Source organism: Commensalibacter nepenthis (assembly GCF_029953305.1).
GTDB lineage: Bacteria > Pseudomonadota > Alphaproteobacteria > Acetobacterales > Acetobacteraceae > Commensalibacter > Commensalibacter nepenthis.
This window is the reverse complement of sequence record NZ_JASBAN010000001.1, coordinates 942,726-957,500: the sequence shown is the minus strand read 5'-3', so window position 1 is coordinate 957,500 and position 14,775 is coordinate 942,726. Positions and strand designations below refer to the sequence as shown.

Sequence of the window (14,775 nt, the reverse complement as noted above, 5' to 3'; positions counted from 1 at the left end):
TGGAGCCTCTTATGGGGTGACAGCGTACCTTTTGTATAATGGGTCAGCGAGTTTCTGTTTGCAGCAAGCTTAAGCCGATAGGTGTAGGCGCAGCGAAAGCGAGTCTGAATAGGGCATTAGTTGCTGGCAGAAGACCCGAAACCAAGTGATCTAGCCATGGCCAGGTTGAAGGTGCGGTAACACGCACTGGAGGACCGAACCCACGTCTGTTGAAAAAGACGGGGATGAGCTGTGGCTAGGGGTGAAAGGCCAATCAAACTTGGTAATAGCTGGTTCTCCGCGAAATCTATTGAGGTAGAGCGTCATGTATTACCTTGGGGGGTAGAGCACTGAATGGGCTCGGGGGTCCCAAAGACCTACCAAACCTAATCAAACTCCGAATACCCAAGAGTATGAGCATGGCAGACAGACAGTGGGTGCTAAGGTCCATTGTCGAGAGGGAAACAGCCCAGACCACCAGCTAAGGCCCCTAAATGATATCTAAGTGGGAAAGGATGTGGAGATTCCAAAACAACCAGGAGGTTGGCTTAGAAGCAGCCATCCTTTAAAGAAAGCGTAATAGCTCACTGGTCTAATTAAGAAACTCTGCGCCGAAAATGTAACGGGGCTCAAGATATCTGCCGAAGCTGTGGGTGCATATTTATATGCGCAGTAGCGGAGCGTTCTGTAAGTCTGTGAAGGAGATGGGGTGACCCTCTTTGGAGATATCAGAAGTGCGAATGCTGACATGAGTAGCGACAAACAGTGCGAGAAACACTGTCGCCGAAAGTCCAAGGGTTCCTGCGCCAGGTTAATCCACGCAGGGTTAGTCGGCCCCTAAGGCGAGGGCGAAAGCCGTAGTCGATGGAAATCAGGTTAATATTCCTGAACCTGCTAGAAGTGACGAATAGAATATGTTGTCAGATCTTATTGGATTGATCTGGCTTTTGGACTATTCCAGGAAATAGCTCTAGCGGATAGACCGTACCCGAAACCGACACAGGTGGACTGGTAGAGAATACCAAGGCGCTTGAGAGAACGATGCTGAAGGAACTAGGCAAATTACTTGCGTAACTTCGGGATAAGCAAGACCGGATTGTGGGCAACCATAATCAGGTGGCACAGAGCAGGGGGTAGCGACTGTTTAGTAAAAACACAGGGCTCTGCAAAGTCGAAAGACGACGTATAGGGTCTGACGCCTGCCCGGTGCCGGAAGGTTAAGAGGAGGTGTGCAAGCACTGAATTGAAGCCCCGGTAAACGGCGGCCGTAACTATAACGGTCCTAAGGTAGCGAAATTCCTTGTCGGGTAAGTTCCGACCTGCACGAATGGCGTAACGACTTCCCCGCTGTCTCCAGCATCGGCTCAGCGAAATTGAATTCCCCGTGAAGATGCGGGGTATCCGCGGTCAGACGGAAAGACCCTATGAACCTTTACTGCAACTTTGTAGTGGCATCAGGAAAACGCTGTGTAGGATAGGTGGGAGGCTTTGAAGCAGAGGCGCCAGTCTTTGTGGAGCCATCCTTGAAATACCACCCTGAGTTTTTTTGATGTCTAACCATATCCAGTAAGCCTGGATTGGGACCCTGCATGGTGGGCAGTTTGACTGGGGCGGTCGCCTCCCAAAAAGTAACGGAGGCGCGCGATGGTGGGCTCAAGCCGGTCGGACATCGGCTGTTGAGTGCAATGGCATAAGCCCGCCTGACTGTGAGAGTGACAGCTCGAACAGAGACGAAAGTCGGCCATAGTGATCCGGTGGTTCCACGTGGAAGGGCCATCGCTCAACGGATAAAAGGTACTCTAGGGATAACAGGCTGATCTCCCCCAAGAGTCCACATCGACGGGGAGGTTTGGCACCTCGATGTCGGCTCATCACATCCTGGGGCTGGAGCAGGTCCCAAGGGTTCGGCTGTTCGCCGATTAAAGTGGTACGTGAGCTGGGTTTAGAACGTCGTGAGACAGTTCGGTCCCTATCTGCCGTGGATGTCGAGACTTGAGAGGATTTGCCCCTAGTACGAGAGGACCGGGGTGAACATACCTCTGGTGTACCGGTTGTTGCGCCAGCAGCACCGCCGGGTAGCTAAGTATGGAAAGGATAACCGCTGAAAGCATCTAAGCGGGAAACCCCCCTCAAAACAAGGTCTCATTACGGGCCGTGGTAGACCACCACGTTAATAGGTCAGGTGTGAAAGCATGGAAACATGTGCAGCTAACTGATACTAATCGCCCTTGCACTTACACTATAAAACACACATACACTCATATCAGTCACTCTTATAAAATAACCAATTCCAATTAACCAACCATACACTCACAATACCAACCAACACACAAGGGTATATTAGATGACCTGGTGGCAATGGCGGGGAGTGAACCACCCGATCCCATCCCGAACTCGGCCGTGAAAACCCCCAGCGCCCATGATACTATGTCTTAAGGCATGGGAAAGTAGGTCGCCGCCAGGTCTTCTAATATACCCCCCTCTAAATATAAAATAATCCCCATTAAACTAAACACTCAGTTTAAACTTTCTATTACTATTATAAATAAAATAGGATTATCATTTATACTCTGTCCAATATACCTCGCAGAGTAAGAAAATAACGATCTGAACTATCCTTCAAAATAAAGAACGATAACTCTCAGATCTAAAATTAACTGAGATTAACTCAATTCATGTTAATTCAGTTCTCATATGCCAATAGGGAAATCATGCATCCCTCAACTACAAAGGCATATACACCCCTGCGGGGTGGAGCAGCCCGGTAGCTCGTCAGGCTCATAACCTGAAGGTCAGAGGTTCAAATCCTCTCCCCGCTCCCAATCAAATACATGTATAATCTGTAAGAATTAATCGCGTTATTTACAGTGATATGGAATATTACTGTAAATAACATGCATAGAAAAACGAAGCTTACACTGTATCATCGAGAAGAGATATGGCGATTACATCATCAAGAGAAAGTCACGGTAACGGATCTGGCTAAGCGTTTTATGGTCAGCAGACCTACGATTTATGTTGTATTAAGGCGTGCTCGGTTGCAATTATTTGTGCCGATGTCCAGCACGAATGAGCGTTATAAAGTGATCAAATATGGCATTAAACGCCTTGCTAAGATTGAAAAAACACTTGAGGACAAGCTCAGACGGCAAGCCAAAAAATATAACAAATCTTATCCTGGGGAGATGGTGCATGTCGAGACTAAACGGCTTCCTTTGTTGAAAAATGAGACTAAACAGCAAACTCGGGAGTATCTTTTTGTAGGTATTGATGATTTTTCTCGAGAACTCTATGCAGGGATTTACAACGATAAATCTCAGTTTAGTGCAGCTCAGTTCCTACAAGACGATGTGCTGGTTCAATGCCCTTATACGATCGAATGTGTTTACTCTGACAATGGCAGAGAATACCAAGGAACGCTTGAACATCTGTTTGTTAAATCTTGTTATACCAATCGGATTAACCAGAAATTTACCAAGCCAGCTTGCCCTCAAACCAATGGCAAAGCAGAGCGCGTCATTCGCACACTCATGGAAATGTGGCATGAGCGTGAATTGTTCGTCAATGCTCAAGATCGAAAGTTAAAGTTGAAACGATTTATTCATTATTATAACACTGTTAAACCTCATAAAGGCATTCAAGGAAAAACACCCTATGAGGTCTTAGATGGTTATTTTAAACAAAATCTGTAAACAATGCGAACAATTCCTACATGCCATGAACTATGATCTATTCCTTAATGTTTTATAAGACCTCTTTATATTAAAAAACTATACACTATGAGTATGGTATCAAATGCTTGATCGTATCACCAGTATGCAAATCTTTGTCAAAGTTGTGAATGCAGGCAGCTTTTTCGCAGCAGGACGGGCGTTTCATCTATCGCCAACGATGGTCACAAAACATATCAATGCACTAGAACAACGACTAATTGCACTTTGTTACATCAAACCATACGCAAGATTTCTTTAACAGAAGCAGGCACTTTATTTTACCAAGGCTGTGATAAAATTCTTTCTGATATGGATATTATCGAACAGACCATTACTGCTCAACACGTCAATCCCAAAAGACACTTAAAAATCAATGCTTGCTGTATAGTTGGGCACCTTGATGAACAGGTCTTATTGGAAGTTCGGTAAACATGGAGAGAATAATGTTTATGGGTCGTTCACTGTTAATAATGGCGAGATATTAAGAAATGCCGCTATGATGGGTCAAGGCATCGCCTATCTTCCCAAATTCTTATTAAATCAAGAACTTGTCAATAAACAACTCATCCCACTTAATCTAAATCATCCAACTATTCAAAATGCTGGGCTATATATTATGTATCCGCCTTCGGATTATGTGCCTTTAAAAAGTAGAGTCATGATTGATTATCTTGTCCAACAATTTTCGCAAAAAGCCTCTTGGGATTAATCGAAACAAGACTGACGCTCTTGTAAAATCTTTTGAACAAACTCATCCAGATTGCCACCATCAAATAAATATCCTTGAATGTTGGCATTTTGAGCTGCTTCTAGATCTGTTTGACGATCCCCAATAAGAAATGAACGATTTCGATCAATCGGCCATTCTTGACAAGCCCGTTCTATCATTCCTGGTTTGGGTTTGCGATCAGAATGATCTTGACGATATGCTTCTATCACCCCGTCAGGGTGATAAGGGCATTGATAAAACGCATCGATATGTGCATGATATGATGATAATGCTTGTGCAATATATTGATGAAACTGGTGCACATCTTGTTCGGTAAAATATCCTCTGGCTACTCCGGATTGATTGGTCACCACAATCACTAAAAACCCCAACCGATTCATACGCGCAATCGCATCGCCAGCGCCATCAATCAATTGTAAATCCGCTTGACGATGGGGATATCCTGTATCCACATTAATCACACCATCACGATCCAAGAAAACACAAGGTTTTAAAATAGATGTAAAAACATGTAAATTCATTTTTATTCCAGAATAAAATAAAGATTACAACCATAATCACAGTAACATGTGGTTAATATAAAAGAAAAAACTTTGTATAAAAACGCTTTGCTTTAACTATAATTTACTTTATTGACACATTACTTTAAAAGTGGTCTTTTTTACTTTTTAAGAAATTATGATAGAGTGTTTGTTTTTATCATGATGATAAAATTGTCTTCTTTGCTCAATCTATTTGTTCAGAAAGGTATAAGATTAATTGGATGGCTAACAAAATTATACAACATTCTCGCATAATATTTTATATAAGCACCTCTTTTGTTACAGCATTTTGTGGCATCTCTGCATTCGCAAAACCTGAACTGCACCGAAAGGAAAATAAACAATTAGATCAACTTATTCACAAAAGAGATGACACAGCCAATCAACCTTCTGCTTTAAATAATCCAGAAGCAGATCCTGATATTAATCCTTCTCAAGAATTATTATTGGGAGGCGTGAATAAATATTTGGATCAATATGGGATACAATTGGGACTCAGCTGGTTAACTGAAACTGCAGGAGTTATCAATGGCGGAAAGAAAAAAGGCGTAGATTATGCCCACCAAATTGCTTTTTCCATTGATATGGACTGGGAAAAAATCATTGGGTGGAAAGGCTTCTCTACCCATGCCATGGTTTTAAATCTGGCTGGACGCAACGCTAGTAAAGATTATGTCGGTGATTCCCAAATACAAGCACAAGAGATCTATGGTGGCGGTTATGACCGTGTATTGCATATGAATTATTTCTATGGTTTACAAAAACTATGGGATGACAAAGTTGAAATCCGTTTTGGGCGCGATAGTGTTGGAAATAATTTTGCGCTCAGCCCTTTTGCCTGTCAATTTATGTTAATCGCTACTTGCGGACAACCCAGAAGCATCCAATCACAACAAGGGTTCAGCCCTTGGCCTGGAACAGTATGGGGCGCACAAATTAAATATAACATCTCAAAATCAACCTATTTCAAAGTAGGCGCTTATGAAAGCTCTCCTTGGGGAACAGGAAAAGGTGGTCCAACAGGGCTCAAATGGGGGGTTAAAGCCGCAACTGGGGCGTATGTTCCAGTAGAGTTTGGATATAATTCTAATTTTGGCAAGAATCACCTAAATGGCTATATTCGCATAGGCGCAGGCTTGGATACCAGTAAGTTTGAAACATGGTCTAGCAAAGCAACAGGATCAGGTAAACGAGATCATACCAGCCAATATTGGGTCATGCTTGGGCAAATGATCTATCGTAACGATCAAGTCAAAGATCATGGTTTATATGTTATTGCGAATTGGGGGCACGATTCCCCATTAACAGCAAATTACAAAGATTTATATAATATAGGCTTCTTGGATCGCGGTTTCTGGCATGCCAGACCTTATGACCAAATTGGGCTGATGATGACCTATTATACCGTTCCAAGGGGGCTCAGCAGAGCACAAGAATATCAGATCAATAATGGATTGGTCACACAAACGAATGGTATCTTTGGTGGGTTAATCAACGGTGCACCAGGAATTCAGACCAACAGTATGTTATTCGAGGCAAATTATAGCATTGCTGTCTATCGCGGCGTAATGATTATGCCTGTTTTTGAATATTTTCATAACGTCGCTGCCACAAGAAGCACATATAAAGATGCGACTGTGCTTGGGTTTAGAACCAATATTATTTTCTAAAACACTCTATTTTATTGCCATATTTTGATGATCTTATCATTAAATCAGAATACAAAAGACAAAGCGAGGTATCGATAGCTATGTTCAAAACAAAAAGCTATTTATATGTGTTTCTCTTGGGAATAGCTGGCATTACTATGAATAGTAATCAGCCTGTGTTTGCGCGTCACCATCACAAAAACGGACCTCCACCCCCTGTTACGTCCCCCAAAGACACGCACCTGAACCCTAAACAGAGTGTTGATGATATTTCAGCTTTTGCACAACAAGCCGCAGAAAAAGCACGTCAACAACAAACCAATATAGCACAAAAAACAACGAACGAAAAAAATGGTCCGGCAGCTTTGCTTCCTAATCATTATACAAAACGCTCACAAAAAATAAATGGCACTGATGGATGGGTCAACAGCAAACGACGTACAGGCAAATATGATATGGGTATCAATATGCCTGTCTCCCAAACAGCAGACCCCACACAAAATAAAACACGCGGTGTCTTCCGCCGTTCAATGCCTGTTTATGAGCCTAATTATTAAGCCTATTTTACAAGAATATTTTGAATAGCTTTCTTTGCCTCTTGAATCACTTCTTCAAGGGGTTGTTTATGGCTATATAAATCTATAATCGGTGCGCCATTAAATGTAATTTTTTTAATGGAATCAATCTTTTTAACCATCGAAGATAAACGATGATCGGGTTTACGCTTCATTGCTGTATCGAGATCAACATTTAACCGAATCACCAAATCAGGTTTATGATTCGTCATCCAACGATATAAATGACGTTCCCACCGAGTTAACCAGCGAGAAATGATATTCTCAGGGTGATCAATGCTTAAATCAGGTCCGTCCAACCCACCAATAACAGATATTTGAGGATAGCGGTCTGTGATAATCAAAAATCCTCGTTTCTTTAATTGTAACATTTTATAAAAACGATAGACTCGCTTTAAAGACAATAAAAACATAATGCACGCGACACCCGCCTTGGGTCCTTTGTCAGAACGTGCTTTGTTCGCTTTGCCAGCAATTTTATGATCCAATTTCTTGCCAAAAAATGGTAGCTTAGCAATCATACGTCCAATATTACCCGTTTGACGTCCTAAATGACACAAGCAAACAGGATACTGTCCCTCTAGCCATGATACTAATTCTGAACAAACCGTGGATTTCCCGGAACCATCAGCCCCAATAATTGCAATCACTGGCAGGTTTACATTTCGTTTCATTAATTTTTATTTCTCTAGATCTGTGATTCAACATTTGTATATTACAATAAATTACGGTAAAATTTGATTTGATTTATCGACAAGAACGATTATAACTCAGATATTTAATAGCTGTGTTATCCATAATGTAATTCTTACTAAAACCTGACATAAATTATCATAACAATTTGGAGAATATGTATTGATATTCTATTTTGAATAAAAAATCCATATCATATGGTGTCCTGTGAATTCTTTAATTGTTGAAAATTATATATGTTAAATCAAAATCCTTCTAAACATCTTCCCCCTTTAATCGCCTTTATTGGCTGTGATGGTTCCGGGAAATCTACATTGAGTATGGAAATAACAAACGCTCTATCGAAAATACGTCCTACTCAACGTTGCTATCTGGGACAAGGATCTGGGAATATTGGTCGCAGAATCAGAGAACTCAAATATATTGGTCCTATTTTAGACCGTATTATTGAAAAAAAAGCGACGACTGCACGTAAAGAAGGCAATAAAATCCCTGGCGTTTTAACAGCTTTGGTTATTTTTCTGTTTTCTTGCGTTCGATATTATAATTTCAAAAGAATGATCCATGCTCGCAAGAAAGGTGTAATGGTTGTTACGGATCGCTATCCTCAAACAACGATTTATGGTTTTTATGACGGTCCTGGATTGTCCGCAGCACACACAACAAATTGGTTTATATCCAAGCTGGTCCAGTGGGAATATGAACTTTACGATCGAATGGCATCAGTTAAACCAGATATCATATTTCGTCTAAATATTGATGTTGACACAGCGTTTGCACGGAAACAAGACCATGATTATGACTTATTGAAAGCAAAAGTTGGAGTCACCCCTAAACTTTCCTTTCGAGGAGCCCACGTAGTGGATGTTGATGCAACCCTTCCTTATGAAGAAGTCTACCAAATTGTCTGGAATATGATAAAAGAAATTATCTGATTTTTCTTGATTGTGGGGGCAAATAGTTGTTTTTTCATTATAAATTTGTTTTTCTAAACGGAATATTCTTATTCGGAATAGCTATTTGTATTGCCCTATTTACATCATTAGACATAAGCCTCAGCAATATACTGATATTATCCCCCTCAGATCCCTTTGTATCCCTTGTTAAAGTAATTTCAAAACTTGGTTCCTTTGTGATTATCACCTCTATGACCTTAGTACTAGGAATCTGGTTATGGGTTAAAAAACGCTTTTATGAAGCGATATGGGTTGTTGCAACCATGGGGACGTGCCGAATAGTTTTTGCAATTTTAAAATTACTTGTTGGCAGGGAACGTCCTGTGTTTAATGAACCTTTGACCCATGCCCTCAGCTATAGCTTCCCTAGTGGGCATTCAGTAAATTCGCTTACATTCTTACTGGTATGTTATTTTATATTTTCTTATAAAAAAGCATTTCTATGGATTGCTATAATTGGCACTTTTCTAATTGGATGGTCCAGATTAGCCCTTGGCGCACATTGGTTCAGCGATGTTCTGGCAGGATGGGGATGTGGTTTCATGTGGATTTCAATGGCTTATCAAGCTAAAATATCTCTTCTTTTACAAAATTACGCCAATAAATATTTATTCATATAGATCAAGCACAACAAAGACTTTTCATCATGTCAAAAACAAAAACACCAATCACAGCCAAACAAGTTGTAGATTTTGAACGGTTCCACTTTTCTGAACAACAATGCAATCAACTTTACGATATGATTTGTGTTGATGACGAGATCAATCTTGATGTCACATTACCTCATGAGATCACATTTCGATATACACAAAAACAATTTATAGAAAGCTTTATAATTAGCCGTCAGCTATGGCTAGAAGGGATTGTAGACCAGCAATTCCCAAAGATTATTCGCAGTTTGTGCATATCAAGTAAAATCACCGAAGAAAATAAAGTCATCTATAAAATGGTTCGGGCTAAATTTAAACATTTATGCTATGCCTATCGGGGTTTTGACGCACGACATAAGCGCCCCTTTTTACTAGGTAATATCACAGGGTTGCTGGGACTTATACAAGATGGGTTTAAAAACCATAAAAGTAGTATTGTTCTTCCTAATGCCCTCTTGTTAAATAGTTTATGGAATGAACAAGGCTTGTCTCTTTTAAAACGTGAAGCCTATCGTTATTTCCCATGTGACCTAAATGATTTCACGTCTGCTCTTTATAAACGTGTCGCCTTTATTCAAGAGCAAGTTCAAAACAGCTCAACTCTATCGGCACATGAATTTCATACCTTAAGAAAACAAATGAGTATGTTTTCCGCGTTATATGGTACATTTGATGTCTTATATCCATCTGCCTATCACCATCAAGTATTTCAATATCTCGCAACCATTAACGGCTTAATGGGGGATTATCATGACATTTTGATTGAGAAAAAATTAAATAAAACTCAAAATTACTTTTTTGATCGCTTCACGCTCCCAGAAGCGATATCGACAAGATTAGCTGTCTTTATTAACCATTTTCAACATGGATGATCCATACAATATCATAATTATTACAATTATTTGACAGATCATCAAAAAGTCAAAACATTATTGATCAGAGAGCTATTCACAGATGCCGTTACGTTTTCTGGTGTCATACGATCAAGGCGACCACCTTCTTTGATAAGATATGCTGTGATTTTATAATTTTCTGCAATATTTGTGATATTGACAGTCAATCCTGTGTGACTTTGATCGTAACTGATATTTCTTGTAGGTAACGTCCCAATAACAGGCAATTGAAGCATCAATTTTTTTTGTCGAACTTCATTATCATACAGAATAGTACTAGGATCAATTCTTACAGTTTTATTGTCATAAAAGAAAAGGCATTGTAACGACAATGCCTTCTCATCATTTTTAGAATGTTGTAAAAATTATTTTAAAACTGCAGCTAAGGATTTTTCAAGAATTCCCAAGGCTTCATCTAAGATATTTTCTTCAACAGTTAATGGCACTAATACACGAATAGAATTCGCAAAAAGACCACAAGTAGCCAACATCAAGCCATTATCTCTGGCATGACCAGCAAGATTTTTTGTTGTATCCGCATCAGGTTTGCCCTCAGCATTCAAAATATCAAATGCAAGCATAGCACCACGATGACGAACTTCACCAATACGGGTAAATACACCACCTTTGGCTTTTAAACCATTTAAGAAAGCGGTAATTTTTGTACCAATATCATTGCTACGTTGTAAAAGATTTTCTTCTTCAAATACGTCAAGAACAGCCAACGCAGCAGCAACAGCTACTGGGCTACCTGCATAGGTTCCACCCAATCCTCCTGGGGAAACGCTATCCATAATATCTGCTTTACCGATAACGCCAGATAAAGGATACCCACCAGCAAGGCTTTTTGCTGTTGTCATCAGGTCTGGTTCAATACCAAGTTGTTCGGTGGCAAAGAATGTGCCAGAACGACCATACCCAGATTGAACTTCGTCACAAATGATTTTAATACCGTGTTTATCCGCAATTTCACGAAGTTTTTTCGCAAAGCTTGGCGGCATAAAATGGAAACCACCTTCACCTTGAATAGGTTCAAAAATGATAGCAGCAACATCGGTTGGTGCAATATCTGTTTTGAAGAGTTTTTCCAAAGCAATTAATGCTGCTTCTTCTGTAACACCAAAGCTTTTAACAGGGAAAGGAATGCGGAAAATACCACCAGGCATTACACCGAAATCTTGTTTATAAGGAGCAACTTTACCCGTCATTGCCAATGTATAAATGGTACGACCATGATACCCAGCATCAAAAGCAATCACACCAAAGCGTTTTGTTGCTGCTCTGGCAATTTTCACTGCATTTTCAACGGCTTCAGCACCCGTTGAGAAGAATACAGCTTTTTTATCGCCTGAAATTGGTGCTTTTTCACAAACTTTTTCAGCCAAAGTAATGATATTTTCATATCCTACAACTTGAGTTGCTGTATGAGAAAATTTGTCAATTTGTGCTTTGACTGCAGCGGTAATTTTTGGATGGGTATGACCTGTATTTAATACGCCAATCCCCCCAATAAAATCGATATAACGGTTGCCTTCGACATCCCAAATTTCAGCATTTTTGGCACGGTCTGCAAAAAAAGGAAAACCAATAGCAAAACCTTTTGGCATTGCTTTTTCTTTACGTTTCATTAAGTCAGAATTCTTCATTTTTCTTCTCAATAAGCTAATATTCACGCTTACCCATCAAAAGGGCAAGCTGCTTGTTAAAAAATACCATAATTATGAACGGCATCTTCATCGCTTGGAACGGCTGGAATAGAGTCCCATAATTCAATGATTTTACCATTTTCAACACGCCATAGCTCAAAATAAGCATGACGCGCACCCGCAATAGATCCCTCTGAATGCGTCAAAACAAATTGACCATCCGCAACCGTGCGATGAATTTTGTCATAATGTAATGCGGTTCCATCTGCCTTCAGCTGTTCAAGGAAATTAATAACCGGTTGAACACCATCCCCAATATCTGGACTGTGTTGATAGAAAGTTGTACCATCACTATAACGCTCAAAACCGCTATAATCGCCACCAATTAAGGTTTCAGTAAAGAATTTCTTTACCAATTGGCGGTTTGCCTCGCTATCTGCGTTTGAATCAACTGCGGTTGGACCATCAAGTTGAGTGCGCCCACTGATATTTTTTTCTGCTTCAGCAACCAAACCATCCCAATGTTCAACGATCTTGCCATTTTCTACACGATAAATATCAAATCCAACCAATGGATTTTCATCAAGACCAACAAAGCGACCATGCAGAGCAACAAGACCACTATCATCACCCAATACACGGCTGACTTTGTAATTCATATCAGGACAACTGGCGACCAATTCCTTTAAGCCAGGAATGCCATCGGCAACCAGTGGGGAATGTTCAATAAAATCTGGTGAGAAATAAAGCTCGAGTGCTTTGATATCTTTATCAGAAAATAGCATGTTATGTGCTTTTAACACTAATGCTTTATTTTGTTCTTTCGACATTCAAAAAATCCTAGTCTTCGTTAGAGGCCATAACGTGTTTAACACGTGTATATTCTTCTAAACCATATGAAGATAAATCTTTACCATAACCTGAATGTTTGAAACCACCATGAGGCATTTCACCAACCAATGGAATATGAGTATTAATCCATACAGTTCCGAAATCTAAATCACGTGAAAGGCGTGTTGCACGTGCATGATTTTTTGTCCAAACACTAGATGCTAATCCAAATTCAACGTCATTGGCTTTGAATACAGCGTCTGCTTCGTCTTTAAAGCTTTGAACGGTAATAACTGGACCAAAGATTTCTTTTTGAATAACTTCGTCATCTTGTTTTAAATGACTAATAACGGTTGCTTCGAAATAGAAGCCTTCACGATTGCCTGCCTTACCACCTGCTTGAATTTTTGCATGAGGAGGCAAACGATCAATAAAGCCTTGGACATGTTTCAATTGGTTTGCATTATTTAATGCGCCATAAAGCGCGTCACTGTCATCAGGGGAACCAAATTTAGTTGCTTTTGCTTCTTTTGCAAGAAGTTCAAGGAATTTATCATGAACAGATTCTTCAACCAATACACGGGTTGCAGCTGTACAATCTTGACCTGCGTTAAAGAACCCTGTCATTGCGATATGAGCAGCTGCTTTTTCAAGATCAGCATCAGCAAATACAACGACTGGTGCTTTACCACCTAATTCTAAATGAGCGCGGGTAAGGTTTTTAGCAGCAGATTCAGCAACAGCCAAACCAGCACGCACAGAACCCGTAATAGAAACAAGGGCTGCGGTTTTATGAGAAACGATTTGTGATCCAACTTCTGCTTTACCAAGAAGGACGTTAATCGCACCTTCTGGGAAGAATGGAGCAGCAATTTCAGCAAGTAACAAAGTGCTTTCTGGTGTGGTGTCACTTGGCTTTAAAACCACAGTATTCCCCGCAGCCAATGCAGGAATACATTTCCAAATAGCCATCATCAAAGGATAGTTCCAAGGCGCAACTTGTCCAACAACGCCCAAAGGTTCACGACGAATGCTGGAGGTCAAACCATGCATATATTCGCCTGTTGATTTACCTTCTAAACAACGTGCAGCACCCGCAAAGAAACGAACTTGATCGGCAGAAACAGCAACTTCTTCAGAGGCAATTAATGCTTTGATTTGTCCTGTGTTACGGCTTTGTGCTTCGACCAAAGCATCACTATTGGCTTCAATAGCATCAGCAAGTTTTAACAAAGCTTTTTGACGTTCAGAAGGCGTGGTTCTGCCCCAGATTTTAAATGCTTCTTTGGCAGCTGCGTATGCTGCGTCCACTTCTTCTTGAGTAGCATTTGGGGATTGCGCAACGACTTTGCCTGTTACTGGGCTGATTAAATCAAAATATTCGGAGGATTTAGCCTCAACAAATTTCCCATTAATAAAATGCTTTAACTTTGTTACGCTCATTTAGGAATTCCTTTAATTATAGTTATTTAAACTAAAATTAGCTTACCATTGGTATAGGGATGTTCAAAATAAACAATTTATGATTAACAGAGAATATTGATGGAATACAAATATTTCACGTGAAAGTAAGGAGGTGAACGCAATGTTTGACGACCAAGTAAAATTTCTAAATTATTAATAACTCATTAATTTTTTGATTTATGAGAAACAAAATTTATATAAAATCTTTTTTCATGATGTTATTTTACGATTCTATATAATGAATGAAACACATAATATTCATACGTTAGTATATGACTATCTCATATTCACGAAATGACATATTCAATACAGATCGCTGCTAAAGTCTTTCTAATGATAAGATTAATATTTCATCTTGAAAATAGAGGCATTTTCTGATTTTAGCTCAGTTCATTGATGATAATGACGTTTTTAATAATTAAATATAATCTACTGCCACTTATTATGTTTACAT

General features: G+C 39.9%; 15 protein-coding genes, 1 tRNA gene and 2 rRNA genes (1 of these 18 cut by a window edge). 12 read left to right on the top strand and 6 right to left on the bottom strand.

The annotated features are described in order from the left end of the window. From QJV33_RS04390 to QJV33_RS04360, 7 genes are all read left to right on the top strand, one after another. Positions 1-2,220 (top strand): 23S ribosomal RNA (locus QJV33_RS04390) (it extends 516 nt beyond the left edge of the window). A 107-nt stretch (positions 2,221-2,327) separates the two neighbouring features. Beyond that, a 5S ribosomal RNA gene (gene rrf, locus QJV33_RS04385) occupies positions 2,328-2,443 on the top strand. Between the two features lie 281 nt (positions 2,444-2,724). After that, positions 2,725-2,801 (top strand) — tRNA-Met (locus tag QJV33_RS04380). Positions 2,802-2,873: 72 nt separating this feature from the next. Next, a complete protein-coding gene (locus QJV33_RS04375) occupies positions 2,874-3,671 on the top strand; it encodes an integrase core domain-containing protein (RefSeq protein ID WP_281462172.1) in 798 nt (265 codons plus the stop codon). Positions 3,672-3,774: 103 nt separating this feature from the next. Then, entirely contained in the window at positions 3,775-3,951 is a 177-nt protein-coding gene (locus tag QJV33_RS04370; RefSeq protein ID WP_281462171.1) for a helix-turn-helix domain-containing protein, read from the top strand. Continuing rightward, a complete protein-coding gene (locus tag QJV33_RS04365; protein ID WP_281462170.1) occupies positions 3,918-4,121 on the top strand; it encodes a hypothetical protein in 204 nt (67 codons plus the stop codon). The genes QJV33_RS04370 and QJV33_RS04365 overlap by 34 nt, the downstream gene beginning before the upstream one ends. Continuing rightward, the gene (locus QJV33_RS04360) at positions 4,093-4,401 is read left to right on the top strand and encodes a LysR substrate-binding domain-containing protein (RefSeq protein ID WP_281462169.1); all 309 of its coding nucleotides are present in this window, start codon (positions 4,093-4,095) and stop codon (positions 4,399-4,401) included. The genes QJV33_RS04365 and QJV33_RS04360 overlap by 29 nt, the downstream gene beginning before the upstream one ends. On the opposite strand, the gene QJV33_RS04355 is transcribed toward QJV33_RS04360, so the two are convergent. Further along, positions 4,398-4,943 carry a D-glycero-alpha-D-manno-heptose-1,7-bisphosphate 7-phosphatase gene (locus tag QJV33_RS04355; RefSeq protein WP_281462168.1) on the bottom strand — a complete coding sequence of 182 codons (546 nt, stop codon included), beginning with the start codon at positions 4,941-4,943 and terminating at the stop codon, positions 4,398-4,400. The genes QJV33_RS04360 and QJV33_RS04355 overlap by 4 nt on opposite strands. A gap of 242 nt (positions 4,944-5,185) precedes the next feature. On the opposite strand from QJV33_RS04355, the gene QJV33_RS04350 reads away from it, so the two are divergent. Then, positions 5,186-6,634, top strand: a complete 1,449-nt coding sequence (locus QJV33_RS04350) for a carbohydrate porin (protein WP_281462167.1) — start codon at positions 5,186-5,188, stop codon at positions 6,632-6,634. A gap of 80 nt (positions 6,635-6,714) precedes the next feature. After that, positions 6,715-7,170 carry a hypothetical protein gene (locus QJV33_RS04345; protein ID WP_281462166.1) on the top strand — a complete coding sequence of 152 codons (456 nt, stop codon included), beginning with the start codon at positions 6,715-6,717 and terminating at the stop codon, positions 7,168-7,170. Between the two features lie 2 nt (positions 7,171-7,172). Here the strand turns inward: QJV33_RS04345 and QJV33_RS04340 are convergent, their stop codons facing one another. After that, positions 7,173-7,862, bottom strand: coding sequence for a nucleoside/nucleotide kinase family protein (locus tag QJV33_RS04340; protein WP_281462165.1), 690 nt, complete (start codon positions 7,860-7,862; stop codon positions 7,173-7,175). A 255-nt stretch (positions 7,863-8,117) separates the two neighbouring features. Between QJV33_RS04340 and QJV33_RS04335 the strand changes: the two genes are divergently transcribed. From QJV33_RS04335 to QJV33_RS04325, 3 genes are all read left to right on the top strand, one after another. Beyond that, entirely contained in the window at positions 8,118-8,816 is a 699-nt protein-coding gene (locus tag QJV33_RS04335) for a dTMP kinase (protein WP_281462164.1), read from the top strand. 197 nt (positions 8,817-9,013) lie between these two features. After that, positions 9,014-9,457, top strand: coding sequence for a phosphatase PAP2 family protein (locus tag QJV33_RS04330; protein WP_281462163.1), 444 nt, complete (start codon positions 9,014-9,016; stop codon positions 9,455-9,457). A gap of 26 nt (positions 9,458-9,483) precedes the next feature. Then, positions 9,484-10,359, top strand: coding sequence for a hypothetical protein (locus QJV33_RS04325; protein ID WP_281462162.1), 876 nt, complete (start codon positions 9,484-9,486; stop codon positions 10,357-10,359). A gap of 41 nt (positions 10,360-10,400) precedes the next feature. On the opposite strand, the gene QJV33_RS04320 is transcribed toward QJV33_RS04325, so the two are convergent. Genes QJV33_RS04320 through QJV33_RS04305 form a run of 4 tightly spaced genes read right to left on the bottom strand, consistent with a single transcriptional unit; the run spans position 10,401 to position 14,300 of the window. Then, the gene (locus QJV33_RS04320; RefSeq protein WP_281462161.1) at positions 10,401-10,712 is read right to left on the bottom strand and encodes a hypothetical protein; all 312 of its coding nucleotides are present in this window, start codon (positions 10,710-10,712) and stop codon (positions 10,401-10,403) included. A 33-nt stretch (positions 10,713-10,745) separates the two neighbouring features. After that, a complete protein-coding gene (gene gabT / locus QJV33_RS04315; RefSeq protein ID WP_281462160.1) occupies positions 10,746-12,026 on the bottom strand; it encodes a 4-aminobutyrate--2-oxoglutarate transaminase in 1,281 nt (426 codons plus the stop codon). 56 nt (positions 12,027-12,082) lie between these two features. Beyond that, complete coding sequence (locus tag QJV33_RS04310) at positions 12,083-12,856, bottom strand: nuclear transport factor 2 family protein (protein ID WP_281462159.1); 774 nt, start codon at positions 12,854-12,856, stop codon at positions 12,083-12,085. A 10-nt stretch (positions 12,857-12,866) separates the two neighbouring features. Further along, entirely contained in the window at positions 12,867-14,300 is a 1,434-nt protein-coding gene (locus tag QJV33_RS04305) for a gamma-aminobutyraldehyde dehydrogenase (protein ID WP_281462158.1), read from the bottom strand. Positions 14,301-14,775 lie beyond the last annotated feature (475 nt).